Below are 24987 nucleotides of genomic sequence, written 5' to 3'. Positions count from 1 at the left end.
TTCAAGTGCAGCTTCTATTCTATAAAAGAAAAACCGCACCCATGGAGGGAATACGGTTTGCGGTTCGGTATGAATCCGGACGTGCGTTCCGGTCCGTCATGAGGCATCAGCGGACGGAATGACACTTGGTTTCGGACGCTTTTGCCACCTACGTGGCGTTGTCGGCGCGATATTCGCTCGGCAGCATGCCGAAGCGGGCCCGAAACAGCTTGCTGAAGTATTTCTCGTCGGGATAGCCCGACTTTTCCGCGATCCAGTAGATCGGCTTGTCCGAGCTGGCGAGCAGGCTCTTCGCGCGTTCGAGTCGAAGCTCCCGCACGTAATCGTTAAAGGGCCGGCCCGTCAAATCCTTGAAGCATTGGCTGAAGTAGCTGCGGCTGACGTTCACCTCTCTGGCGACGTCCGTCAGATGAAGGTTGTCTTCCAGGCGCGCGGAAATGTACTGCACCGCTTTCGTTACGCTCTCCAATATTTCCGCCGAATAGAGCGACTTGGCGTACGTCGCCGCGAACGTCCCGCGGATCGCGGCCAACTCGCGTACCCAATCGCTCCAATAACGCAAATGGACGCCTTCCGGACGACTGCCGCTGACCGGATCGGAGAGCAGGTCGGAAAGCGCTTGCAGCGCCTTTCCAAACATTTCCTTGACGGCACCGGGCGCAAGCAAGGCGGCTTGCGTCGCTTGCAGGTTGTCCCGGTACGCCTCTTCCGACTTCAGCCACTTCGACGACGACCAAAGCCGTGCGAGCCGCTCGAACGTTTCCGGATCTTCCCGAAGCTCCGCGAAGAGGCGAAGCCGGTCCATGCCGATCCGGTACGTCCGCTGATCGGGGCGGCGCTCGTAGAAAAATCCGACCTGCTGGAATTTCCGCAGCGCCTTATGCAGCGTGCGGGAATCCGTCGTCTCCCGTCCTTCCGGCTCCAGATAGACCCATTCCCGATCTCCCAGCTCCCGCAGACAACGGGCTAGCAGCTCCGGCAGCTCGCTGCCGTCCTCCGCCGTCAGGCACCACAGCCCCTCGTCGACCTCCGCGCCGCGGGCAGACAGAAAGGCCAGTTGAGCCGGCAAAATTCCGGCACTGCCGTCCTCGCCCGAGAATAAGCAAACGAGTGTCTTCTCCGGGTAGACGGCGACCGATAACGGCTGCGAGACGCGCCTGGCCATCTTGGCGCGGTCCGATTGAATCCGTTCGACGATTCGGGCCAGCACCGACTCCAGCTTCTCCTTCTCCAATTGCACTTTCGCGATATAATCGATCGCGCCGAGCCGCAGCGCCTCCTGGACGAGCTCGAAGTCCTGATGGAACGTCAGGACGACAATGTATATGTCGGGGCGTTTACCCTTCAGGGCTCGCATCAGCTCGAGGCCGGACATTCCCGGCATCGCCAAGTCGGTGATGACCAGATCCGTTTCGCAGCCGGTCAAGAAATCGAGCGCCTGCTCGCCGTTTCCCGCTTCTCCGACGACTTGCATCCCGAACTTGTCCCACGGCATGAGTGCGATGAAGCCCGCGCGGACCAGCTTCTCGTCGTCGACGACCAGCACTTTAATCATGCCCGCCACCTGTAAAGCGGCGAGGCAGCCGCAAGGAGACCGTCGTTCCCCGGTTCGGATCGCTCTCGATCCGGAACTCCGCCTCGTCCCCGAAGTGGGATTCGATCGCTTTCTTGACGTAGTAAGTGCCGATTCCGAGTCCGATCCGCTTGTCTTCTTCCTTATGCTCGCCCATCAGCTTCTTCAACTCCTGCTGCGATATTCCTTTGCCGTTGTCTTTGACCGCGATCGTAAAACGGCTGTCTCCGGCGGGTTCGATTCGGACTTCGATCCTGCCGTCTTTGGCAAGATGGCCGTGGTACAGCGAATTTTCCACCAGCGGCTGAAGAACGAACCGCGGGATTTCGCATGATAGAATGTCATCGGACACGGAGATGTCCACGAGGAATTCGAAATCGTAACGGATTTTTTGCAACGTCAAATAGTCCTTCAACGCTTCGATTTCTTCGGCGACGGTCGATCGGTGGCTCTTTTTCCCCAAGTTGTAGTAAAGCAGCTTGTTCAACGAGGACGCGATCTCGTCGATCTCGTCGTTTCCCTTCAGGCGCGCCAGCCAGCGGATCGTATCCAGCGTGTTATGGATAAAATGCGGGTTGATCTGGTACAGCAGCTTCTCCACTTCAAAGTCGGCCCGGCGCTTCTCCTTCCGCTCTACCTCGACAAGCAGATCTTCGATCCGGCTCCTCATCCTCTCCAGATGGCGGAGCAGACGGTCGAACTCCACGATCGAGGTCGGCATAACGGGAGAGTGGAAATCGCTTTTTTCGACCCGCTGGATTTCATTGTTGATCTTGTTGAGCGGACGGTAAACCATCCTCCAGATTTGCCGCGCCAATACGATTCCAAGCAATAAAGAAAACAGAAATATCGCGAGGATCTGCCACAGCCACCGGTCGATTTCCGCATTGTACTCGCTTCGCGGAATCACGTTGACGGCCCGCCAGCCTTGGCTGGTCGGCTCCTCAAACAGATAAAAGCCCTTCATTTCGCGAGGCTGACCGGTTCTCCCAACTTCCAGACGGCTTCCGACTGGGAACGCGTCCCCCCGATCGCTGTAGGTGACAACCCCTTCCTTATCTAGGATAAGATGATCGCGATTCACCTTCTTGTTCTCTTCCAGTAAATTTTGATCGTAGTTAAAGCTCGTTTCCACGTAAACGTAAATGCCGGCCCGGTCCGGCAGATCGACCTTGCGGACGACCGACAGCACCTTGTTGCTGTTGAACCGGTCCAAGGACGGATGAGGTCCATAAACGGTAATCGTGTTCATCTTGATCAGCACGGGCAATTCGCGGAGGTTGAATCCGCTTGCGACTTGAGGGTTAGGAAAGACGACCGACTTCGCATCCCGATCGCAATAAAAAGTCAAGCCGATCGTCGGATTCGTCAAGGAAATGAGGTTCAGCTCCATCGAAATTCTTTCCGTTAAGGTAGCCTTCCGATAGAGATCTTCCTCATCCAGCCATTGATCCAAATCGCGTCCCACGCCCCCGTCGAACGCCAACTGCTGCGATACGTAGTTCATGTTCGTCAGCGTATTGTCCAAGGAAAGAGTAAATTGCTTCAAGTTGGTTTGAATACCTTTTTCGACTTTGTCGGTGAGCAAGGTATATACACCAAAATAAGAGATGATTACGATAAGAAGAAGCGGAAAAACGACAAGCGCCGAGAAAGAAAAAAACAGACGTTTTTTTAACGAAACGGGCTTGGGCGGACCGGGTCGCGGCAAGATGTACTTCCCCCATTTCCGAACGTTATGGGTATAAGTGCATCATCAGTGTACAAGCTGGTTATGGGAAGCGCAACGGGTTTTAAGATTTCGGAGCCGGGAGGCTGTCCCGTTCGAGGTTATCTGACGGAAGCGTCGCAAAAAAAGGCATTCTCCCGAGCTTGCCCCGGAGAATGCCTTGCCTTGACTTCGGTTAGCGCACCATCCAGCCGCCGTCCACGAAGAGGACGTGGCCGTTCATGTAGTCCGATGCGCGGGAAGCCAGGAATATCGCGGGACCCGCCATATCCTGATCCGATCCCCAGCGTCCTGCCGGGATACGCTCGAGAATCTGCCGGCTGCGCACGGGATCCTGCCGCAGCGCTTCGGTATTGTCCGTACTCATGTAGCCGGGCGCGATGGCGTTGACTTGGACGCCCTTGGACGCCCATTCGTTGGCCAGCGCCTTCGTCAGGCCCGCGACCGCATGCTTGCTCGCCGTGTAGCCGGGGACGTTGATGCCGCCCTGGAAGCTCAGCATGGACGCGACGTTGATGATCTTGCCCGAGCCCTGCGCGATCATCGTCTTGCCGACCAGCTGGCTCAGGAGGAACACGGCGTTGAGGTTGACGTCCAGCACGTCCTGCCAATCCGCATAAGCATGCTCGGCCGCGGGCGTGCGGCGGATGATGCCCGCGTTGTTGACCAAGACGTCGATCTTGCCGAAGGCTGCCAGCGCCGCGTCGGCGATTCCCGCCAGCCGGTCGCGGTCGCCTACGTCCGCCTGTACCGTGACGGCCCTGCGGCCGGCCGCCTCGACCCGGCGCTTCGTCTCTTCCGCGGGCGTGCTGTTCGTGACGAGCAGAACGTCGGCGCCGGCTTCGGCGAGGCCGATCGCGATCGCTTGTCCGAGTCCGCGGCCCGCGCCGGTCACGATCGCCGCGCGGCCCGTCAGATCAAAGAGCTCTCTCAATGCGCTTCGCACCTCCTGCGATATAGCGGCGGACCGACTCGTCGTCCAGTCCGCCGTCCGTGATGAACACCTCGATGTCCTTCAGCTCGGCGAACGTCAGCAGCGCCGCGCGGCCGAACTTGCTGTGATCGGCCACGCAGTAGATCTCCTTGGCGTTCGCCAAATACGCTTTCTTGAGTTCGATCAATTCGCCCGTAAAGACGGTAAGTCCGTATTTCTCGTGCACGCCGGTCGAAGAGAGGAACAATTTCTGGACGTTCAGCTTCCCCAACCAGTCGAGCGCCTCGTTCCCGATCAGGACGTTGCGCTGCCGGTAACCGCCCGGCACGACGAGCCGAATCCGGTCCTTCCCGATCAGCTCGCGGATGATGAGCAAGTCGTTCGTGAGCACCGTGAGCGGCTCGTTCGGCAGTCGCCGCGCGATCTCGAGCGTCGTGCTGCCGGCGTCGAGCGCGATGATATCGTCTTGCTGGATATAGCGAAGCGCATGGACGGCGATCGCTTCCTTCTCGGAGAGATGCTTCGTGTTCGGAATCTGCAGCGGCAGCAGCGGCTCCGCTTCCCCCGCGGGCGACACCGCGCCTCCGTGGGTCCGGGCGAGCAGCCCTTTCTCCTCGAGCTTCTCCAGATCCTCGCGGATGGTCTTGGGCGTGACGCCCATTCGTTCGCTCAAGTCCGAGACTTGAACGCTGCCCCGTTCCTGGAGCAGCTCCAATATCGCTTGGTGTCGTGCGGCGGCCAGCATCTGCCATGTCCTCCTATGCGCGCAATGCGTTCGTTGCCCCTTACTTTAACCGATCCATGGGGACGACGTCCATGTCCTTGAACGTATAGTTCTCGCCGGCCATCGCCCAGATGAACGAATAATTGCGCGTCCCCGTACCGGAGTGGATCGACCAGCTCGGCGAGATGACGGCTTGCTCGTTGGCCACGACCAGATGGCGGGTCTCCTCGGGTTGTCCCATCATGTGGAAGACGCGGGCGTCGTCCGTCAGGTCGAAATAAAGGTAAGCTTCCATGCGGCGATCGTGCAGGTGCGAAGGCATCGTGTTCCAGACGCTTCCCGTGTTGAGTTGCGTGATGCCCAACATGAGCTGGCAGCTCTGTACGCCGTCGGCGTGGATGATCTGGTTCAGGTCGCGTTCGTTCGACGTCTCCAGCGATCCGAGGTGCAGCGTATTCGCTTCCTTGATCGACACCTTGCGCGTCGGGATCTGCGCATGCGCCAGCGCGGAGCAGAAGTACAGCTTCGCCGGATCTGCGGCGTCCTTGCTCGCCAGCCGGACGTCGCGGACGCCCTTGCCGACGTACAGCGTGTCCAGGCGCTCCAGCGTATAGCGTTCGCCGTCTACCGCGATCTCGGCTTCGCCGCCGATGTTGACGAATCCGACTTCCCGGCGCTCCAGGAAGTATTCGGTCTTCAGCGTATCGGCCGCCTCGAGTACGAGCGTCTCCTTCACCGGCTGCGCCCCCCCGATGACCATGCGGTCCTCGTGGGTGTAAGTCATGCGGACGCGATCGGCCTCAAACAGCTTCTCGATCAAATAGTGCGCGCGCAGCTCGGCGGTATCGTAACGCTTGGCGTCGGACGGGTGCGTGGCGTGGCGGATGTCCATCGAATAAGTCCTCCTTGTTTGTTCATGTTCGTTTTTTAGTATAACATACATTAACGAACATTTACGAACATTTTATAGCGGGACTGCCAGTGCGGGTTAACTTGGATCAAAAATAAACCGAACAGCCCCGCCGGCAGCGATGGCTGCGAGGCGGGGCTGTTCGGTTTGCCTGTTTCGTTAATCTGCGACCACGAAGACGATGTCGCCTTCTTGGCAGTCGATCGTCAGCTTCTTCCGTTCCAGGAACCAGACATCTTTGCTCTCCATGTAGAAGGTCATACGTTCCTCGACGACGGTCGTCGCCGGGTCCATCGGATCGTCCAGCATGATGCCGAAGCCGTAAGGCTCCGTGCCGCCGCTAATATAGCGGACGAAGATGCGAATGCGGTCTCCTTGTCGGTATCCCCACTCTTGCTGAAAACAGGTAACGGCGGATGGCGAGACGCTAAGCTCCAAACCACACACCTCTTTTCCGGGATGATGAATTCACGTTCGTCAGACAGCTGCAAGTTTGAAATCGGTTACCATTTCCATTATAGCAAGCGCGGAGAAAGGTCTACAACCCCATTCCCCGGCCCCCTCGAGCCTCTTCGCGTCCCTCCTTCCGAAAAGCGGAAGGGCTCATGCCGTACTCCGCCTTGAACAGGGCCGCGAAGTGATTGTAGTGGTTGAAACCGACGTCCCCCGCCGCATCCTCCGCGCTCCGCGACGTATGGACGAGGAGCAGGGCCGCTTGGCGCAGCCGCATTCGGTTCAGCGTATCGATGATCGACGCGCCCGTCTGTTCCTTGAACAAATGGGACAGCCGCGAGGCGGACAACCCGACCACGCGCGCGAGCTCCCCGACCTGCAGCGGCTCCTTCATGCGCGCCGACAGATGGTCCAGCGCCTCCGCCACGCGGGCGTCGATCGGCGCCTGCGCGTGCTGCTGCTCGAGCAGGAGCAGGATCTCTTGGAGCGCGTTCATCGAGAGCAAGTTCGCGTAGACGCTCGATTGGCGGCTGTCTTGAAGTACGCGCCGGAACGCGCGCAAGATTCGTTTGCGCAGCTGCGCATAAGCTACGCTGTGCAGAACGAGGCCCGGCGACGCCTCGGGCAAGCCGCTCCAACGGTACGCCTGCTCGCCCGGCACGAAGTGCGCCCAGAGAAAGTGCCAGATCTGCCCCTTCGGCGTGCCATAGCGATGCGGATGCCCGCCCTTGACGACGGCGATGTCTCCGGCGCGCAGCCGCCGTTCGCCGCCTTCGGCCGTCTCGATGAAGCCTTCGCCTGACAGCGTGTAGATCATGATCCAATCCGCCATGCCTTCGGGACGGCTCACTTCATAGGCGTCGCTCTCCTGGAAGTGATCGGCGATCACTCGCCCGCTCCCGTCCCCGGAAGGCCTGCCCGGATAGCCCCGTTCGCGTCTGCCCATCGGTCCGTTACCGCCCTCTCGCTCCCGGCGCGCGTACGATCCGCGCCGCTTATGCCGCTTCAACGATAACGATAGCGGAGACGGACCTCGACCGCAAGACAGACTCGCCCCGCCGCGCCTAGTGCCCCGCGCCGGCGCCGGCCGACTGCCCGCTCACCGCTTCGCTGCCGGACGGCTTCTCCGTACGGCCGCCGCCGCTGCCCGCCGCGCCTTCGCCGGGCGCCGCGTTCGCGCCTTGGGACGGATTCGGCAGCGTGAGCGCCGGCGCTTGCGAAGCGCCGCTGCCGACGGGATTGCCTTTCCCGTCATAGTAGTACATCGGAGTATCTCCCACCACGAGCAGATAGGACAACGGAATGTCCGTCTCGATCGTATTCGGCTCCCGGTCGAACGGAATGACGATGGAGATGTCGGTCTTCACGTGAATATAGACCTCGACGAGCAGCATGTTGATGCCCGCGCTGGATTGCCGGGTCTTCACTTCGGCTTGCACGGTGCTGAGCGGATGGAACCGAACCGCCACCGTAGGACCGAGCGACGACAGGAAGGGACTGTCGATCGCGTGCCCGATCGGAATGCGTTCGTGGACCGCTTCCTGGGCCTTCAAGGCGGCATCGACCACCCTCACCGTCTCCGCGGTGATCTTCATCTGCTCTTTGTAGTCGATGAGGAATCCGGTCGTCTTCCCCCTCTCGTCCGTCTGCCAGTTCACCATCTTGCTGCTGTCGGCTCCCGCCGCGATATTGTCGGTGATCGCCGCGTTGATCGCCTCCGTCGCCATCTGCGTGATGCGCACCTTGGCCAGGAACATCAGCGGCTCGCGCAAGTAGCGATCCAGGAACAGGAACGATTGGATCGTCGCGAACAAGAACACCAGCGCTATGATCGCCCAGAAATGCCGCCGGCGCAGCCGCCGCTTCGGCCGGGTCACCCATCCCTGCGAAGGCGGAGGACTCCCTACCCGAATCGTCGTTCTCCGCCTCCTTCCGCCGCTCGCCACGAACCCGCGGCTCTTCGGCGCATAAGCGCTAGGCCTCGGCTTCCATCCCCTCGGACGCGCCCCCCAGCTTTTCGGCGGGGCCGTCCATTTCCAATTGAACAACGTCGGCCGTCCCCATCTCTTCCGCATGGCATGCCTCCCGAGACGTTCCTTGGTCCGAAGCGCCGAAGCGCCGTCGCTTTGCGCGAACGCGAACGCTTCCTCATACCTATGCGAAAATGGGACAAAAAAGAAGACGCCGCCGAACGCTCCGGGGCGCCAAAAGAGCGACCGTCCCTCCGTCATCGTTGACTTCGGGGACCGTCTCTCAGGTCTGTAGCGCGCTCGCCATACACTCGCCATACGCTCTCCAGTTCGCTCGCCGCAACGCCTTCTACATCCGCGGCAGGAAGCCGACGATGCGGTCCGTCTCCGTATCGATGACCGTAACGTGAGGTCCGAGGAGCGCGTCTTGCTCCGTATGGAAGGTCACGGAGACGAGCGATCTCCCCTCGAGGGTCTCCGCCTTCTTCGCCTCTCGGTCGGGCGAGATGAGCCAACCGACCTCGCCCTTGTACACGGCGACCTCCGCCTGCTTCCAGTCCTCCGTCACGCGGTCCCGCTCGGATTCGCCCAGGACGTCCCACGCGATCTGCCGGTAGGCGGCCGCCTTCTCTGCCGCCACCTCGGGCGCGCCCTCAACCTCTATGAAGTAAGGGACCTTCCCCTCCGGCCATTCCGCGCTCACGATATACAGGCGCTTCCCGGCCCCGGCCGCGAAACCGCCTTCCCGGACCTCCACCGCTTCGTCCGGCCGTTCCCGGCCGTCGAAGCTGGCCATGACCGTCAGCGCGCTCGGCTCCTTGTCGAAAGCCAGCTTCACGAGATCGCCTTCCTTCACGGCCGCATAGGCGCCCTGCTTCGCCGGATCGGGCGGGTAAGGCATATCCGCGCAGACGCCTTGTCCTTCGGAAGACCAGCAGTAGCTGCCGTACGGCGCCTCGAACGTCTCTCCGGCTGCCGTGACGCGCAAGGCCGGCGGCGTCATGATCGTCTGCTCTTGCTCCTGCGCCTTCGGCAGGACTTCGCCGGACGAAGGGCTCGCGGACGCCTCTCCGCCCTGCTTCGGATTCCGTTCTCCGCATCCCGCCAACCCGATCGATGTCAGCAGCAGGAACAGAACGATCGTCGCCGCCGCAGATCCCTTCAGTTGCACACGCATTTCGCACGCCCCTCTTTCTCCCATCTTTTACATCCTTGACGCGAGATCGGTGCAATAGGTTGCAGCGAGGCGAGGCACTACGCGCCCAGCAGCGCGATGACGACAGCCACCGTGACCGTGCTGAGCACGGTCGAGACGAAAACGGACTGGGACGCGAACGCCGGCTCGTTGTCGAACTCGACGGCCAGCAGCACGCTGCTGAGCGAAGTCGGGACGGCGGAGGAGACGATCAGGGCAGAGGCCATCAAGCCTTCCATGCCCATCAGCGCGACCGTCAGCCAGGCCAGCAGCGGCCCCGCGACGAGGCGCAGCAGGACGGCGGTGCTGACGTCCGCCAGCATCGTTCGCCGGATGGCCCACGACATGTTGCCGAGCTGTACGCCCAGCGTGATCAGCGCCGTGCCGATGAACGCGTTCGACAGGTATTCCACGGCCGTTCCGGCCGAATCCGGCAGCGGCACCTCGAAGTACCGCATCGCCAGCGCGAGCGGAATGACGTAGATGACCGGCATCGACAGGATGACGCGGCGGATCTCTCTCCAATTCGCTTTGTGGGCGTTCACGTTATACACGCCGTAGGTATTCGGGATGAGCGACTGCATCATCATGATGAGCACTTGCACCGACAGCGTATAGGGGTTGTTCGCGAAGGCGAGCTGATTGAGCGGAATGCCGTAGTTGGCGCTATTGTAGAACAGCACGCTGTTGCGCATGGCGCTCCGCATGCCCGGGCGATACCGGCGAATCCGGACAACCGCCTCGACGAGCCCGTATTGAAGCGCCATGAAGAGAACGAAGAAGAGGATCACCTGGCCGAACAGCTGCATGGAGATGGCGGTGCCGTAGAGCAGCTTGAACATGATCGCCGGCGAGAACAGATAGAAGTTCAGCTTCGACAGCGTCCGGATATCGAGCTTGAAGCTGCGCTGCAGCAAGATTCCGATCGCGATCAGGATGGAGATCGGCAGGACGTTGTCGCGCAAGATCGTCAGGAAGATGGTCATGAGGGCTCCTATTCCGCATATCGGGATATGAATAGAATCGATCCCCTATTATAGCAAAAAATCGCATCCGCGAGAGATGCGATCCGCAAACGACTTAGTCGCTTTTCGACGCGCGGTTCGATTGCGCGCGGACGACCGCCCCGCCGGCGCCGTCCAGGCCGCGCTTTCGATAGAGCAGCGCCGCCGAGAGCAGCAGGATGCCGCCGTTCACGATGAAGATCCAGCGGATCGGAATCCAACCCGCCAACGCGCCGCCCGCCATCGGTCCGAGCATCGTCGCCAGCTGGGTGGAGGACTGGCTCAGGCTGAACGCCCTCCCGCGGAACTCCGGTTCGGTCACGCGCACGATCATCGCGTTCAACGCCGGATAGACGCCCGCGAAGAACAGGCCGTAGACGAAGCGGAGCGCTCCGAATTCGGTGTAGTGGCCGACGAAAAACTGGAGCAGGTTGCCGATCCCGCCGCCGAGCAGACCGATGATCAGCACCTTCATGAAGCCGAAGCGCTGCCCCGCCTTCCCCCACTGCGGGGCGGCGATGAGCGTCGCGATGCCGACCGCGGAGAAGATGATGCCGGACTGCAGCGAAGCATCCCCTTGGCTTCCTCCGATCTGCAGGACATAGACCGTGAGCAGCGGCTCCAGGATCATGACCGAGAAGCTGCTGATGCCGACCAGCGCCAGCAGCGTGACGAACGCGCGGTTCTCCATCGCATGCTTCAGATCCTCGCGGATGCTCGACCGCTTGCCGGAGCGGTTGAATGGGGTCTCTCTCACCAGGAACGTCGCGATCAGCGCCGCCACGAGGACCACGCCGCCCGAGAACAGAAACGCCTCCCGGTTTCCCGCGAAATGGCTGACGACGCCGCCGACCAGCGGTCCGAGGATGCCGCCCGTGGCGCCGGCCGTCGCCATGATGCCCAGCGCGTAGCCCGACTTGTCCTCCGGCGTGTTCGTCGCCACGAGCGCGATCGACGCGGGGACGTACCCGGCCAGCAGCCCCTGGAAGACGCGCAGGACGAGGAAGAGATACGGATCGTGGATGAAATAAGTGATCACGTACAACGCCGCCAAGCTGTATCCGGAGCGAATCAGCATCGGCTTGCGCCCGTACTTGTCGGCAAGCGATCCCCAGTAGGGGGAGATCAGCGCGCTGGCGAGGAACGTCACGCCGAACGCGAACCCGGACCACAGCTCCAGATGGCTATCGATGCCCAGATCGTTGTGAAGGAACAACGGGATAAACGGGATGGAGATCGAGTAAGCCGTGCTGCAGAAAAATACGCCGAGCCACAACACGTATAAGTTCTTTTTCCAGGCGAACGGCACCTTACCCACCTCCTCTAGCTGTCAGGTTCGGACCGGCAAGAGCAAGCAAGTAAAAACGGCTTCGCCGTCCTCGGAAAGAGGGCGAACCCGCTCTTGTCGCGGAAAGATTCGAAAAAGCACGAACGAGACCGCAGCCGCGATCGACCGTCAACAAAAGCAGACCCCTCAAAGAGGAGTCCGATCTCTCGCCATTATATCACATCCGGCGGGGCGGCCCTACCCTTTCTCCCAAATTAGGCATGCGCGTCCGCCCAGGCGTCGATCTGGCGCTGCGCCTCGGCGATCAGGCGATCGATCCCGGCCCGCTTCAACGCCTCGTTCAGCCGAGGCAGCGTCGCCGCCGGATCGAGCGCTCCCGTGACCAGTCCCGCCCGGTAGCTCCCGATGACCGAGGCGCACTGCGCGAGCTCCCCCTTGACCTTCTCCGGATCGAAGTGAAAGCCGAGCAGCCGGGAGCGGGGCGCCCCGGCGTTCAAGGACGTACCGGCTGGCAGCCATGACGGCTGCCGCTTCGCGGAGCGGAGCGCGTTGAACTGGTTGCCGAACGCCCACCCCGCATCCACGCGATACCCGCTGTCCGCGATCGGCTCGGCGTAGTCGGAATCCGTCAGATGGTAGTGCTCATCTTCGATCCCGAAGTTCATCAGGTTGAACAGCCGTTTGTCCGCGTACATGAGATTATAGAGCATCATCGCCCGCGCCGGATCCGCCGAGCTGCGCGGAATAACCGTGAGCGACGAGCCGATCGCGTCGTTGCCGATCGAAGGCGTACCTCCGAGCGGCTGGTAGACGTAACGGCTGTCGCTCGGCGTATCCGGACGCAGGACGTCCAACGCGGCGATATACTTGTCCGCCTTCGCTTCCGCCGTATCGTCGACGACCGTCGCCGCGTCCGGCCGGATCCAACCCTTCCGGTACCAGTCATGCATCAGACCGAGGTAGTCGGCGTAAGCCTTTTGCTCGAACAGATTGATCGCCTTAAGGCGGGTCCCCTCCGTCGCCACGACCGCCGGGTTGCCTTCGCCGAGCGCTTCGATGCCCAGCGCCAAAGCGTACGCGGGCGGATAATCGGCCGCGGCGTCGACGCGGAAGCCGATCTTCTGGCCGTTCTCGCGCGCGACCGCTTTCTCCAGAAACGGCGCCAAGTCCTCCAGCCTGCGGATCGCGTACGACCGAAGCCCGTAAATATCGGCCATCTCCTTCGTCACCCGGATCGCGGGCGCTTCGGCCCATGCTTGCGTGTTCACGATGCCGTACGCCTTGCCGTCCACCTTGGCCGCCTCCCACGCGAAAGACGGCACTTGCTTCAAGATGTCGGAGCCGTAGGCCGGCAGGAGATCGGTCAAGTCCCGGAACGCGCCGTCCCGGGCATGCCCGAGAAAGTCGTTGGTCCGATAGGAGGCAAACATGAGGTCGGCCTTGTCCCCCGAGGCCAGGATCGCCCGCGTCTCCTGATCGTATCGGTCGGGATCGATCCATACGATATCGACCGTCGCGTTCAGATCCGCTTGGATAATCTTGTTCATCTCGTTCTGTACGCGCCTGCCGTCCTCCTGGGGATGTCCCGGCAGATACCACTTGATCTCGTAAGGCTGCTTGTTCGATGCGAGGCCGTCGGGACCGGTCGGATTCGCGCCCCGGCCCGGAGACGCACCGGCTGGCCGCGCCGCGCCGCCTTCATCTGTCCCGCATCCGCAGCCGGCAGCCATCAGCAGGAATGCCAAGACGGCAACCAAGGCGAGGATCGCCGCATGCCGTTTCCGTCGCTTCATCGTCAACATGCCCCCAGACGCTCTATTAATGTCGCTCGATCCCGGCCGTGCGCAGCGCCCTCCCTAAGGAGACAGCCGCTTGTCCGCCAGATGCGAAGCGTACTCCCGCGGGGTGAAGCCGAATTGGGCCTTGAACAGCTTGCCGAAGTAGGCGGGATTGTCCATTCCGACGGCGCGCATAACTTCGTTCAAGCTGAGCTTCGAATTCTCCATCCACTCCGCGGCTTTGACTAACCGGACATGGATGATGTATTCGCCGATGGACATGCCGACGCCGTTCTCGAAGATGCGGTTCATCGCGGGCAGAGAGACGTCCAATTCGGCCGCGATCTGCGCCACGCCCAGCTTCGGATCGGCGTGCCGGTCCTGAATGAACAGCCGGATCTTCCTTGCGGTCTCCGCCTCTTCGTCGTTCGGCGCCGCGGCGGACGCTTCGATCGTCTCATGGATGGCATCGATCAGCTGCTGACGGAACTCCCGGATCGTCTCCATCTCCGGCAGCCGCTTGCGGTCGAAGATCTCTTGGATGCGAACGGAATTCATGGGCCAGGTGCAGGTAGCATCGAGGGCATGCGTCAAGCCGGCTGCCAAGTGCATCAACGCGAAGCGCATGTCGCGGTATTCCATCTCGGCGATCAGCCCCAGGCAGGCATCGAGCCGTTCGCCCGCCGCGCGCAGATCGCCCCGCTGCAGCGCTTCGATGAACCGACGCTCGGTCTGAAAGACGGCGTCCACCGAGATCGGCACCACTTTGCGGACGATGTCGGCGGACGTTATGAGCGATTTCCTGCCCAATACGAACCGGTACATGGAGAGAGAGACGGCTTGGTGATACGCCGTGGACGCCTGGCGGATATGCGGGACCGCTCCGCTGAGAGAGATCGTCACCGATATTCGATACTGCCGCATCAGCTGCTGCTGCGCTTCGCGCAGGCGATCCCCCAGCGCCTTCTCGGTCAGCCCCTCATTCCCGTCGCCCGGCGCCACATGCACGATCCAGGCGATCCGGTCTTCCTTCAGATCGACGGCTTCGCAGGCGAAGGAACGGGAGACGGACTCCGTCACGACGTGCCGGATCCATTGCCGCATCGCCTCGAGCTCCTCCGGCTGCGAATGCCGCTCCGTTTCCGCGTATTTGTCCAAGCGCAGCAGTCCGACTGCGACCGGCGTGCCGGAGGATAGATTGAGGCCGTATTGCAGACGGGCGCATTCGAACTCCTCGTCCGCGACGGGGTAGCCGTTCTCCAAGAGCCGCGTCAGGAAATAGCGCTTCATGAGACTGCGGCTCGACTGCTGCTCCCGCAGGATCTCTTGGATCTGGTCCTTCGACTGCCTCCAGGCGTCGAGCCGTGCGGAGACGTCTGCCGATGCGGGAGAGGCCGGCTGATCGGAGCGCTCCGCAGCCGGAACGCGATCCGGCGCAAGACCCGTCGGCCAAGCCAGCCTTCGGGCGAGGAGGCGGGAGACGAGCAGGAGCGCAGCCGCCAAGGACGCGCCGATCGCGATCGCGGCCGTCTTCATCGTCTTCATCTGCCGGATCGCGGGATCGTAGACCGCGGCGTGAAGCACGACCCAGCCCGTCCCCCGGATCGCCGCCGTCGTGACCAGATATTGCGTCCCCCCCGCCCGGACGGTATAGGAAGTTCGAGGCGCGCGAGCCTGATCTGACGCGTTGGCTAACAGCGCTTCATAGCCCGCCTTCACCTGGCTCCCGATGCGCTCCCCGGACTCGCTATCCGCTGCATTCAACGCATTGAAGCGGTTACGCGAATCATAGACAAACAACAGATCGGGCCCGCCCCCGACGGTGCTGTTGATGGCGTTCGCATATTCAAGCAAGCCGTCCATCCGCAAGTTCACGATGACCGCGCCGTCCATTCGGCCCTGCGGATCGAGCTTGCCGTACATCGCGTAGGTGACGACGCGTACGGGATTCGGGGAGAGAGCGTCGCCGGTCGCGTTCAAGTCGCGAATGAACGGCTTGAGCGCCGGCAAGCGTTCGCCGGACTGCAGCAGCCTCTCCCAGGACGCATCGCGATCGGACAGCCTGCCCGAAGTGGAATAGAACTTTTGCTTGATCGGATTGTAGATGAAGATGGATTGCAGGTACGGATGGCTCTTCATATAGGTCGCGTTCAGCTTGTTAAGGACGCTTAGATGCTCGTAAGTCTCCTCCCCCGACAAGTACATCAGGGCCCGGACGTCATGGTCGGCGTAGAGCAAAACGCTGAGATTCTTCATTAACCGGTCCATCTCCGAGAGATGGTACCGGACCTGAGCGACGGTCTTGCGGCTATTTGTCGACTCGCCGTCTAGCAGCCGGCGTTGGACTTGGCCCAGGACGAGGGTGGATGCGACCGCCGCGAGGAGGACGACGGCGGCGGCGAATCCGAAGCAGAATTGAACCATAGCGGTCTTGGAGCGCACCCAACGTTTGAGAACCATGATGACCACCCTCGGCACGGATCGATATGCGTCTAATCTGTCTCCATCCTATCACAGGACCGGTAGATTCACTATCGGGATAAAAAAATACGCCGCCCCTCCGCGGAACGGAGGGGCGGCGTGCAAGTCGCTATTCTGAGAATCAGGCGTGTCCGGCATCGGCGGCAGCCGATTCTCCGCCCGGCGTCCGTTCCGGCGCCCGCTGCCCCATGATCGGGATCATGGCGAGGGCCCCGATGAGGAATAGAAGGCCTGCTCCGGCGTAGATCGAGACGAGCGGGAACGCGTCCTTGAGCGAGCCGGCCAGCGACATCGAGATGACCATCATGCCGACGAACAGCGGATTCAGCACCCCGTTGACCCGTCCGACGATGGAGGCGTCCGACCACTTCAGGATCATCGTGCTGATCCCGATATGGATGCAAGGGAAAACGAGTCCGTTGATGAACTGGATCACCAGCGTCAGCGGTACGCTCTTAGAGTAGCCGACGATGACCGTACAGACTGCGCCGGTCAGCATGCCGATGGCCAACAGCAGCTGCGGCGGGACCCGCTTCGCGAACACGGCGACGATGCCGCCGCCGATGAGCATGGCGCCGCCGCTCACCATCAACAGATACTGCAGGAAGTCCTTCGATTGGCCGAGACGCTCCGTCACGATGAACAGATTAAGCGCCTGGGCGACGCCTACAGCGAGTCCGGCCAGGACAAACGCGACGCCCAGCATCCGGAGGACCTTGCTCCGCCAGACATAGCGGAAGCCCTCGGCGAACTCTTTGCGGAATTGCCCCTTCTCGGCCGATCGCGTCTCCTCTATGTCCTTGGGCAGACGGACGAGGACGAGGGCGGAGAGCAGGAAGGCCACGCCCATGACGGCGATCGAATCCTCCAGTCCGAACTTGCTATACGCAAACGTACCCAGCATCGGCCCCAGCACCATGAAGATGGCCATCAGCGATTGAAAGAGCGCCATCCCCTGCTGCAGCTGGTCTTCGCGCACGTGCTGCTTGAACAGCCGCATGCCCGAGGGCTGCGAGAATTGCGAGAGGATCGCCGAGATGAACGTAACGAGGTACACCGACTGCCAAGAGCCGAAATGGATCGTCAGCAGGACGATGAATACGGAGACGGCGGATAGCGAATCGCACCAGATCATCGTCCGCTTCGGCCGCCAGCGGTCGGCGAACGTGCCCCCGATGAACGAGAAGACGAAGATCGGCGCGAATTCGGCGACGCTGATCAGCGAGATGGCGTAAGGATCGTTGTTCGTCCTGTCCGCGACATAGAGCAGGATGGCGAAGTTGCGCACCCAGATGCCGATCTGGAGCAGGATGTTCGAGAAGAGAATCGTCTGGAGGAAGCGGTTGCCGAGCAGGCTTGGGCCCTTGGCGGCAGTCGTTGTCGTACCCAGGGTATAACACTCCTTTGGATAGAATGGCGATTCGCGGATAGCGAACCGGTGTTCGCGTGACAGCTTTAATAGAATAGCATAGTCGGGGATAAAGGATTTCTTCTGGATTGCGGAGATCAAGCGGAAGGAAAGATTCAAACAGCAGCCTGCACCCGCGCTTCACGAACTCAGGCGGATGGCGTCTCCTTGGCGGCGATGACGGCGTAAATGCCCGGCACGCGGTCCTCGGTTCCTTGGGGCATGTCCTTGAACACCCAACGCTGAACGTCGCCCGATTCCTCATAAAGCGGCTTTGAGCGCTAATCCTGCGTCCGCGATGGCCGTTACGACTTCGCCCAGCGTCCATCGCCGCACTTTCATCACGTCATTTTGCACCTCTCGGTCAAAGTAATCGCCGCTGGCCACCAGACGGCCGTCTTCTGGCTTTAAGAGCTTCCAAATCACGGGGTGAAATTCGCGTATAACCAGTTTGCCTCCTTCGCCTAACAAACTGTAAACCAATTGGAAAAAGGCGTCAAGATCAAAAAGATAGTGAAGGATGCCCATCTCCATCACCGCAAGATCGAAGCCGGGCAGATTATTATACATGCGTTTCTATCGATAGTCAAAGCGTCCATTCATTCCCTGCCCGCGCTGCGTTCGCGCAACGCAAAAATGCCCCGAGAACGAACGTCGGATTCCCTGAAGAGGTGATCCGATGCTCGCTCCAAGGGCGCGCGCGCCATAGTCCCGTCCGGCTCGCCCCTCTCTCGCAGCAGGGGTACCGCCAAGCGAGGAGCAGGGGTACCGCCAAGCGAGGAGCAGCGAAGCGTCCTACCGGTAATGCCCTCTCGGCTTCTTGCCGCTCCAGCGCTCGTCGACCTTCTCGCTCGCCGACTGGTATCTCGTGTCGACGCTTAACCGGTACTGGTTCGTCGTGTTCTCGAGCGAACAGTGCATCAGGAACATGCCGAAAATCAGCACGTCCCCGGCCCGGAACTCGGTCGTCGCCCATTTGCCGCCGAACCTCTCCGTCACGACGAGAGGGTCGTCCGTATAATGGCCGAAGCCGATGGCGTCGCGGTCCGAATCCTTCGTGCCGTATGAGTTTTTCAATTCCTCGAAGGTGTGGGAATCCAGACAGATCGCCAGCCCGCCCATCGCGTAATCGATATCCCCGAGCGGCGACCAGACGGTGTACAGATTGTGCGTGCCTCTCCCCATATAGACGATATCGTAGTGCGCTCCCGTGAAGTCGCCCTTGCCGACCGCCCGCAGCCACTTGTAATGGTACGTAAGCGAGGTGTCGTTCAACAGCCGGTCGAAGAACCCCATCACGTGGTCCCCGTTCAGCACGGCCAGCAGCTCCGGCAGGTCCTCGTTCGTCCCGCCCATGAAAATCGTCTTGCTGCCGTCCGCCATCACCCCGTCCTCCAGCAGCGTATCCCGTTCGAGTTTGCCCATTCGGTTCATTTTCTCCAGAATGCGCGTTCTCGCCCTCAGCACTTGTTCCCGATCGTGGAAGCCGCGGAGCAGCAAGTAGCCGTCTTCTTCTAATCGATCGCGAAGCGCGTCCATATCGTGCAACAGATCGTTCGCGCTTCGAAGCTCCGTCAGATGAGGTCCGTTCAATTCCAATGTCCGATTGCCGACTTTGACAAACATGGCGCATCGCTCCTTGATCCGAGATAACTCAAGTGTAAACGGAAGCGAATCGCCGAACCATGGAACGAAGGTGCGGATACATGTATAATCGTACGCATATATACTTGATGAAGCCTTTCTTCTTCCATATTCATGTATATGAAGAGATCAAGGAGCGATGAGATGTCTTATATGGATATCCCGTATCGTCTGGACGAATCCGCCGAACCGCCCGCATGCCGCTTCCGCTCGGTCTGGAAGGTGCAAGCGAACGACGCGTATCAAGTCGCGCAGTCGAACGGCTTCGCGGCGCTCGGCTTGTTCGTCACGTACGAGGGCCAAGGCAGTCTGACGGTGGATAGAACGGTGGATAGCGGGAGATTCGAACTGCAAGCCGGCACGTTCGTCTTCGTTCAAGCGGAAGTACCTTGCTCGTACCGTTGCCGGGACGGCGACTGGAAATTTTATTTCTTCGAATTCGACGGTTTGGAGCGCGTCCGTCATTGGGGACTGCCGATCGGACGAGTCGCGACGACCGCGAGAATGCCCGAAGCCGTCCGAAAGTGCGAGCAGCTGATCGACGGCATGATCGTGCAGCCGATCGGCTACCGCGATTCGGCGCATAACCTCTTGAACGAGCTTCTGCTCTTGTTCGCCCGCGAACCGTCTATCGGCCGCGCGAAGCGCCATCCCGAACTGGACGCGGTCCTGTACCGCATGCACAAGAACATCGGGACGCCGTTCCGGGTCGACGAGGCTGTGCGGGACAGCGGTTTGTCCCGGACCGCCTTCTTCTCCCGCTTCCGCGAGACGACCGGCACGTCGCCGGCCGAGTACATGCTGGGATTGAAGTTAGCATCCGCCAAAGCGTCGTTGGAAGCGACGAACCTCTCCGTCAAGGAGATCGCGGCGGCGCTGCATTTCTACGACGAATTCCATTTCTCCAAGACGTTCAAGCGGCGCTACGGCGTCTCTCCCCGCGACTACCGTCGCGGCGGGCGGGATCCGCGGTAAGCGCGGGTATGCAAGCAGAAGCCGCAAAAAAAATCCTGATCGGTCAAGAATGACTTGACCGTCAGGACGTACTTTGCGATGCCGCTACATGATCTCCGCTTCGAGCTTGCCCAGCCGCTGGCGCTGCGCCTCGAACAGCAGCACCGTAGCGGCCATGGCGACGTTGAGCGATTCGGCTTGGCCGCTCATCGGGATGATAACGGGCCGCTCGACGAGCGCTTCGACTTCGGGGGACAAGCCGCCGCCTTCATTGCCGAACAGCAGCCAGATGCCATCCCCGGTCAGATCGCACTCGTAAATGGACAGGTGCGCCTGAAGACTCGTCCCGAACAGCTTGGCCCCTCTCCGCTTGGCTTCGGGCAGCAGTTCGGCGAGATCCGCCTCTACGATAGGCACCCGGAACAGCGTCCCCATCGTGGCGCGCAGCGTCTTGGCGTTGAACAGATCGGCCGTGCCCTTGCCCAGGACGATGGCCGCAGCGCCGCTCGCCGCGGCGCTGCGGACGATCGTGCCGACGTTGCCGGGATCCTGAACGCCGTCGAGGACGACGACGGGTCCGCCATCGCCGCCGAAGAGCGCGGCGTCATCGGCCGGACGCTTGAGCGCGATCGCGAACACCGGTTGCGGCGTCTCGGTCTCGCTGCACTTGGCGATGATGTCGGGCGACACGGGAATCCAGTCGGTCTCTCCGTTCCCGCTCCCGCCCTCGCGCTCCGCGTACGGCGCCAGTTCGTCCGGCACGCCGAGCCCTTCGTCGAACGCGACGGCTTCGAGCGGCCATCCCGCTTCGAGCGCTTCCTTGACCAGATGAACGCCTTCGAGCTTAAACCGGCCTTCTTGGTTGCGATACTTGCGCTCCGACAGCTTGACCCATGCTTTGACTCTAGGGTTCTGCGCCGACGTCAACGCCGGCTCAAGGTTCCGCATAGGCTTGCTCCAGCTTGGTTAATTGTTCGTTGCGGCCGACGATGACGAGGATGTCCTCCGCGTCGATCCCTTCATCCGCGCGGGGCGCGACGTTCATATCGCTGCCGCGTTTGACCGCGAGGACGTTGCAGCCGTACTTGACGCGAATATCGAGCTGCTTCAGGTTCTTCCCGACCATCGAGGACGGTACCTTGAGCTCGACGATGCTGTAGTCGGGCGACAGCTCAATGTGCTCCAGAATATTCGGCGAGATGAGATGGTGCGCGACGCGAAGTCCCATATCCCGCTCGGGGAATACGACTTTGTCCGCGCCGATCTTGCTCAGCACCTTGCCGTGCAGTTCGTTCTGCGCCTTCACGATGATCTTCGGTACGCCGAGATCTTTCAAGATCAAGGTCGTCAAGATGCTCGCTTGGATGTCTTGACCGATCGCGACAACGACGACGTCGAAGTTGCGGACGCCGAGCGCGCGCATCGCTTCTTCGTCGGTCGAATCCGCCGAGACCGCGTGCGTGACGATGTTGGCGACGTCTTGGACGCGCTCCTCGTCGTCGTCGATCGCGAGCACTTCGTATCCCATTTCCGCCAGGTATTTAGCGACGCTCGAGCCGAATCGGCCGAGACCAATGACGGCAAATTGTTTTTTGGCCATGTGCGACGGTTGCTCCCTTCCTCGAACCCATGTCCCGCTTCAATATTCCCATTATAACACAACGCGCCTCCGGGATAACCGGAAGCGCGCCAGGGAAATCTAGACCGGACTGCATAACGTCCATATTCGCGAAGGGGGATACTTGTGTGAAGACGGTCAGTTTGCGCGATGCGATCATCATGCGCGTACAAGGCAAGAGCGAGCAAGAAATCCGCGAAGTCATCGAGGATTCGATCGGAAATGCGGAAGTGACGCTACCCGGCCTCGGCGTGCTGTTCGAGATTATCTGGTCTCATAGCCAGCCGGATATTCAACAGCAGCTCGTCACCACCTTGCATGGTCAGCTTCCGCAAGAGGCGGGCGCTACGGAAGCTTAACCGCCGATCGGATAGTCTCTCGTCTCCAGGACGACCGTGCCGTTCACGATCGTATGGGTCACGACCGGACAATCGCGCACTTGGCGAACGATCAGAACGTCTGCCCGTTTGCCCGGCTCCAAGGAGCCGATTTCCCCGTCCCGGCCGAGCGCTTTGGCGGGCGCGAGCGTCGCCATGCGAACCGCATCGGCTAGACCGATGCCCGCTCGCGCCAGCACGTAGACGGCATGCAGCAGCGAAGCGGGATGATAGTCGGAGCAGACGATGTCCGCCGCCCCCGCCCGTATCGCTTCGAGCGCCGTCAAGTTCTTGTCATGCGATCCGCCTCGGACGATGTTCGGGGCGCCTACGCATACCTGCAATCCGCGACTCGTTGCATATGCCGCCGTCTCCAGATTGAGCGGGAATTCGACCACGCCGGCGCCGAACGCGCGGGAGCGCTCCACCTGCTCGGGCGTGTCGTCGTCATGCGAAGCCACGGCGATGCCGCGGCGCTTCGCCGCGGCCGTCAAGGCATGCAGCTTCGACCAATCCACGCGCTTGCGGCGCTCCTGCAGATCCTCGACGATCCGCGCGCACTCCTCCGCGTCCACGCCTTGATTTTTCATGACGTATCGTTCGAACGCGCCGGGCCGTTTGTACTGCCCTTGCCCCGGCGCATGATCCATAAGCGACAGATAATCGATCATCCCCCGCTCGATGAAGCGCTCGGCCAGCGGGAACCCCGTCAGATGGGAGACCTCGTAGCGCAGATGAACGCCGTGCCGGATCATGGCCCGCTCCCGGGCGCACGCATGGATCGTCTCCACCAGATCCGCCACGATCTGCTCTCCTCGCAGGCTTAGGCCTACGCCTAGCGACAACGAATGGAACATCGACGTGATGCCGTGTCCCGCCAGCTTGCGTTCGAACTGCAGGAACGCCATCTCGAGCGGGAAGATCGTATTCGGACGCGGTTCCGCCTCCTTCTCGATCGTGTCGCAATGAATATCCACCAATCCCGGAAGGACATCGGCGCCTTCCGCGTCCAGGACCCGATCGCCGGATCCCGCCCATCGCGCCGCGCCGCCCGGCTCGATCGCCGACAGGCGGCCGTCTTCGATGAGGAGATCGGCCATCTTCGTATCGTGCGGCTGAACGACGCGTCCTCCGCGTACGATTAACCGGCTTGCCATCCGCATTCTCCTTTGTCTCGCGAACAACCGTTACCCTAGTATTCCACAATTGGGCTCGGTTCGGCAAATCCGGCTTAAGCGCCGAAGCCCCCTTCGGGCATCATGGCCGGACGTTCCGGGAAGTCCGACAGGAAGACGTGCTTGTCTCCCGCGGATGCCTCAAGCAAGCCGTGCATGGCCTCCAGGACATGGAAAGCCAGTTGGCCGGAAGCGCGATGCGGACGGTTCTCCCGGATCGCGCGCGCCATGTCGATGACGCCGATGCCGCGCATGTTGTCGTCATAGCCGAAAGCAAGCGGGACTTCCTCCCAGTCTCCGCCCGGCTTGCGGAGCAGCACCGGACCGCCGAACGTGTTCGGATCCGGCACCCGCAGGCTGCCTTCCGTGCCGTAGATCTCGATATTCGGCAGCGCGCTGCCGGCCGCGATATCGAAGCTGGTCACCAGCGTGGCGACGGCGCCGGACTTGAAGTCGAGCACGCCCGCGATATGCGTCGGCGTCTCAACGGTCACCTTCGTGCCGTACTTCGGCTGGCTGGTGATGGTCCGCTCAGGCGTCGGGATGGCTGCCGAAGACGTGACGCGGCGAATGCCGCCCAGCAGGAAGATGAACGCCGTCAGGTAGTAAGGCCCCATATCGAACAGCGGACCGCCGCCTACTTGATAGAAGAACGCGGGGTCCGGATGCCAAGACTCCGGACCGCTGCCCAGCATGAAGCCGTTCGCGGCGATCGGGCGTCCGATCGCGCCTTCGTCGATCAGCTTGCGGCACGTCTGGATGCCGCCGCCGAGGAACGTCTCCGGCGCGCAAGCCACGCGCAGCCCTTTCGATTCGGCCAGCGCCAAGACGCTGCGGCCGTCCTCCAGATGCACCGCGAGGGGTTTCTCTACATACACGTGCTTGCCCGCTTCCAGCGCTTGACGGCACACGCTCGCGTGCGAAGCCGGGATCGTCAGGTTGACGACGATGTCCACATCCGGGTCGGCCAACAGCTCATCGACGCCATACGCCTTCGGCACGCCGAATTCCTGCGCCCGGGCGCGCGCCCGCTCCACGTCGATGTCCGCGCAAGCGACGACTTCCACGTCCTCCGAAGCCGTCAGGTTCTTCAAGTAAATCGCGCTGATGTTGCCGCAGCCGATGAGGCCGATTCTGCTCTTATGTGCCATGGTTTGCATTCCTCTTTCCGCTATTAAGGTGCGAGCGTGCGGGGACGTCTAGGTTCCCGCTTCTCGACGTTATCGCTTTCATTATAACGCGTCCGCCTGCTTTCTTTGTTGCCTTTTCCTTGTTCGATTTGGTCATCGGAGCGCGCAGAATCGCTGTCGCCGCTCATGTGACGTAATCAGTACGTCACTTTGCCGTTTCTGCGGCCATTGCCGCTCATGTGACGTACCTAGAACGTCTCTTTACTGCTCCGGCGGCCTTCACCGCTCATGTAACGTACTCAGTACGTCTCTTTGCTGCTCCGGCGGCCTTCGCCGCTCATGTGACGTACTCAGTACGTCTCTTTGTTGCTCCGGCGGTCTTCGCCGCTCATGTGACGTACCTAGAACGTCTCTTTACTGCTCCGGCGGCCTTCGCCGCTCATGTGACGTACTCAGTACGTCTCTTTGTTGCTCCGGCGATCTTCGCCGCTCATGTGACGTACCTAGAACGTCTCTTTACTGCTCCGGCGGCCTTCGCCGCTCATGTGACGTACCTAGAACGTCTCTTTACTGCTCCGGCGGCCTTCACCGCTCATGTAACGTACTCAGTACGTCTCTTTGCTGCTCCGGCGGCCTTCGCCG

General features: G+C 61.3%; 22 protein-coding genes and 1 pseudogene. 3 read left to right on the top strand and 20 right to left on the bottom strand.

Going from position 1 to position 24987, the window contains the following annotated elements:
• Positions 1-148: 148 nt before the first annotated feature.
• The 16 genes from H7C19_RS17700 to H7C19_RS17625 all read right to left on the bottom strand — a co-directional run bounded on the left by H7C19_RS17700 (position 149) and on the right by H7C19_RS17625 (position 19073).
• The gene (locus H7C19_RS17700) at positions 149-1555 is read right to left on the bottom strand and encodes a response regulator transcription factor (protein ID WP_185144001.1); all 1407 of its coding nucleotides are present in this window, start codon (positions 1553-1555) and stop codon (positions 149-151) included.
• On the bottom strand, positions 1548-3122 hold the full coding sequence (locus H7C19_RS17695; protein WP_185144000.1) for a sensor histidine kinase: 1575 nt from the start codon (positions 3120-3122) through the stop codon (positions 1548-1550). The genes H7C19_RS17700 and H7C19_RS17695 overlap by 8 nt, the downstream gene beginning before the upstream one ends.
• A 355-nt stretch (positions 3123-3477) precedes the next feature.
• The gene (gene kduD, locus H7C19_RS17690; RefSeq protein ID WP_185143999.1) at positions 3478-4236 is read right to left on the bottom strand and encodes a 2-dehydro-3-deoxy-D-gluconate 5-dehydrogenase KduD; all 759 of its coding nucleotides are present in this window, start codon (positions 4234-4236) and stop codon (positions 3478-3480) included.
• The gene (locus H7C19_RS17685; protein WP_185143998.1) at positions 4220-4981 is read right to left on the bottom strand and encodes a DeoR/GlpR family DNA-binding transcription regulator; all 762 of its coding nucleotides are present in this window, start codon (positions 4979-4981) and stop codon (positions 4220-4222) included. Before H7C19_RS17685 ends, kduD begins: the two co-directional genes overlap by 17 nt.
• A gap of 40 nt (positions 4982-5021) precedes the next feature.
• Positions 5022-5852 carry a 5-dehydro-4-deoxy-D-glucuronate isomerase gene (gene kduI, locus H7C19_RS17680; RefSeq protein ID WP_185143997.1) on the bottom strand — a complete coding sequence of 277 codons (831 nt, stop codon included), beginning with the start codon at positions 5850-5852 and terminating at the stop codon, positions 5022-5024.
• A gap of 177 nt (positions 5853-6029) precedes the next feature.
• The gene (locus tag H7C19_RS17675) at positions 6030-6308 is read right to left on the bottom strand and encodes a HesB/YadR/YfhF family protein (RefSeq protein ID WP_185143996.1); all 279 of its coding nucleotides are present in this window, start codon (positions 6306-6308) and stop codon (positions 6030-6032) included.
• A 100-nt stretch (positions 6309-6408) separates the two neighbouring features.
• Entirely contained in the window at positions 6409-7269 is an 861-nt protein-coding gene (locus H7C19_RS17670) for a helix-turn-helix domain-containing protein (RefSeq protein WP_185143995.1), read from the bottom strand.
• A 118-nt stretch (positions 7270-7387) separates the two neighbouring features.
• Positions 7388-8398, bottom strand: coding sequence for a sporulation protein YunB (gene yunB, locus H7C19_RS17665; protein ID WP_185143994.1), 1011 nt, complete (start codon positions 8396-8398; stop codon positions 7388-7390).
• 244 nt (positions 8399-8642) lie between these two features.
• Positions 8643-9470, bottom strand: a complete 828-nt coding sequence (locus tag H7C19_RS17660) for a hypothetical protein (RefSeq protein ID WP_185143993.1) — start codon at positions 9468-9470, stop codon at positions 8643-8645.
• 77 nt (positions 9471-9547) lie between these two features.
• Positions 9548-10474 (bottom strand): AEC family transporter, encoded by a 927-nt coding sequence (locus H7C19_RS17655; RefSeq protein WP_185143992.1) that lies wholly within the window; start codon positions 10472-10474, stop codon positions 9548-9550.
• Between the two features lie 94 nt (positions 10475-10568).
• Complete coding sequence (locus H7C19_RS17650) at positions 10569-11801, bottom strand: MFS transporter (RefSeq protein ID WP_185143991.1); 1233 nt, start codon at positions 11799-11801, stop codon at positions 10569-10571.
• Positions 11802-12034: 233 nt separating this feature from the next.
• The gene (locus H7C19_RS17645; protein ID WP_185143990.1) at positions 12035-13573 is read right to left on the bottom strand and encodes an ABC transporter substrate-binding protein; all 1539 of its coding nucleotides are present in this window, start codon (positions 13571-13573) and stop codon (positions 12035-12037) included.
• Between the two features lie 63 nt (positions 13574-13636).
• Positions 13637-16018, bottom strand: a complete 2382-nt coding sequence (locus H7C19_RS17640; RefSeq protein WP_185143989.1) for an AraC family transcriptional regulator — start codon at positions 16016-16018, stop codon at positions 13637-13639.
• A gap of 142 nt (positions 16019-16160) precedes the next feature.
• Complete coding sequence (locus H7C19_RS17635; protein WP_185144013.1) at positions 16161-17429, bottom strand: MFS transporter; 1269 nt, start codon at positions 17427-17429, stop codon at positions 16161-16163.
• Positions 17430-17708: 279 nt separating this feature from the next.
• Positions 17709-18017: a class I SAM-dependent methyltransferase gene (locus H7C19_RS17630; protein ID WP_185143988.1), complete on the bottom strand. Its 309-nt coding sequence runs from the start codon at positions 18015-18017 to the stop codon at positions 17709-17711.
• Between the two features lie 225 nt (positions 18018-18242).
• Positions 18243-19073 (bottom strand): phytanoyl-CoA dioxygenase family protein, encoded by an 831-nt coding sequence (locus tag H7C19_RS17625; protein WP_185143987.1) that lies wholly within the window; start codon positions 19071-19073, stop codon positions 18243-18245.
• A 162-nt stretch (positions 19074-19235) separates the two neighbouring features.
• Between H7C19_RS17625 and H7C19_RS17620 the strand changes: the two genes are divergently transcribed.
• The gene (locus H7C19_RS17620) at positions 19236-20066 is read left to right on the top strand and encodes an AraC family transcriptional regulator (RefSeq protein WP_185143986.1); all 831 of its coding nucleotides are present in this window, start codon (positions 19236-19238) and stop codon (positions 20064-20066) included.
• An 84-nt stretch (positions 20067-20150) separates the two neighbouring features.
• Here H7C19_RS17620 and H7C19_RS17615 read toward each other — a convergent pair whose 3' ends face one another.
• On the bottom strand, positions 20151-20993 hold the full coding sequence (locus H7C19_RS17615; protein ID WP_185143985.1) for a TrmH family RNA methyltransferase: 843 nt from the start codon (positions 20991-20993) through the stop codon (positions 20151-20153).
• Positions 20980-21669 (bottom strand): annotated as a pseudogene (locus tag H7C19_RS17610) (potassium channel family protein); the annotation flags it as partial. The pseudogene H7C19_RS17610 and the gene H7C19_RS17615, both read right to left, overlap by 14 nt.
• Positions 21670-21791: 122 nt before the next feature.
• Here H7C19_RS17610 and sspI point away from each other — a divergent pair.
• The gene (gene sspI, locus H7C19_RS34860; protein ID WP_313731763.1) at positions 21792-22022 is read left to right on the top strand and encodes a small acid-soluble spore protein SspI; all 231 of its coding nucleotides are present in this window, start codon (positions 21792-21794) and stop codon (positions 22020-22022) included.
• Here sspI and H7C19_RS17600 read toward each other — a convergent pair.
• Positions 22019-23197 (bottom strand): alpha-D-ribose 1-methylphosphonate 5-triphosphate diphosphatase, encoded by a 1179-nt coding sequence (locus H7C19_RS17600; RefSeq protein ID WP_185143982.1) that lies wholly within the window; start codon positions 23195-23197, stop codon positions 22019-22021. The genes sspI and H7C19_RS17600 overlap by 4 nt on opposite strands.
• A gap of 74 nt (positions 23198-23271) precedes the next feature.
• Positions 23272-24366: a Gfo/Idh/MocA family protein gene (locus H7C19_RS17595; protein WP_185143981.1), complete on the bottom strand. Its 1095-nt coding sequence runs from the start codon at positions 24364-24366 to the stop codon at positions 23272-23274.
• 218 nt (positions 24367-24584) lie between these two features.
• Between H7C19_RS17595 and H7C19_RS34355 the strand changes: the two genes are divergently transcribed.
• On the top strand, positions 24585-24987 hold a 403-nt coding region (locus H7C19_RS34355), incomplete at its 3' end, for a hypothetical protein (RefSeq protein WP_221469314.1).

The sequence above is a fragment of the Cohnella nanjingensis genome, assembly GCF_014212125.1.
In the GTDB taxonomy this organism is placed as follows: domain Bacteria; phylum Bacillota; class Bacilli; order Paenibacillales; family Paenibacillaceae; genus Cohnella; species Cohnella nanjingensis.
The sequence above is the reverse complement of the archived record's forward strand: the minus strand, read 5'-3'. Positions and strand labels throughout refer to the sequence as shown.

Coding starts and splice junctions, on each gene's coding strand:
- H7C19_RS17700 (WP_185144001.1), bottom strand. CDS start 1,555: ATGATTAAAGTGCTGGTCGTCGACGACGAGAAGCTGGTCCGCGCGGGC.
- H7C19_RS17685 (WP_185143998.1), bottom strand. CDS start 4,981: ATGCTGGCCGCCGCACGACACCAAGCGATATTGGAGCTGCTCCAGGAA.
- kduI (WP_185143997.1), bottom strand. CDS start 5,852: ATGGACATCCGCCACGCCACGCACCCGTCCGACGCCAAGCGTTACGAT.
- H7C19_RS17670 (WP_185143995.1), bottom strand. CDS start 7,269: ATGGGCAGACGCGAACGGGGCTATCCGGGCAGGCCTTCCGGGGACGGG.
- yunB (WP_185143994.1), bottom strand. CDS start 8,398: ATGCGGAAGAGATGGGGACGGCCGACGTTGTTCAATTGGAAATGGACG.
- H7C19_RS17660 (WP_185143993.1), bottom strand. CDS start 9,470: ATGCGTGTGCAACTGAAGGGATCTGCGGCGGCGACGATCGTTCTGTTC.
- H7C19_RS17655 (WP_185143992.1), bottom strand. CDS start 10,474: ATGACCATCTTCCTGACGATCTTGCGCGACAACGTCCTGCCGATCTCC.
- H7C19_RS17645 (WP_185143990.1), bottom strand. CDS start 13,573: ATGAAGCGACGGAAACGGCATGCGGCGATCCTCGCCTTGGTTGCCGTC.
- H7C19_RS17640 (WP_185143989.1), bottom strand. CDS start 16,018: ATGGTTCTCAAACGTTGGGTGCGCTCCAAGACCGCTATGGTTCAATTC.
- H7C19_RS17630 (WP_185143988.1), bottom strand. CDS start 18,017: ATGTATAATAATCTGCCCGGCTTCGATCTTGCGGTGATGGAGATGGGC.
- H7C19_RS17625 (WP_185143987.1), bottom strand. CDS start 19,073: ATGTTTGTCAAAGTCGGCAATCGGACATTGGAATTGAACGGACCTCAT.
- H7C19_RS17620 (WP_185143986.1), top strand. CDS start 19,236: ATGTCTTATATGGATATCCCGTATCGTCTGGACGAATCCGCCGAACCG.
- H7C19_RS17615 (WP_185143985.1), bottom strand. CDS start 20,993: ATGCGGAACCTTGAGCCGGCGTTGACGTCGGCGCAGAACCCTAGAGTC.
- H7C19_RS17600 (WP_185143982.1), bottom strand. CDS start 23,197: ATGGCAAGCCGGTTAATCGTACGCGGAGGACGCGTCGTTCAGCCGCAC.
- H7C19_RS17595 (WP_185143981.1), bottom strand. CDS start 24,366: ATGGCACATAAGAGCAGAATCGGCCTCATCGGCTGCGGCAACATCAGC.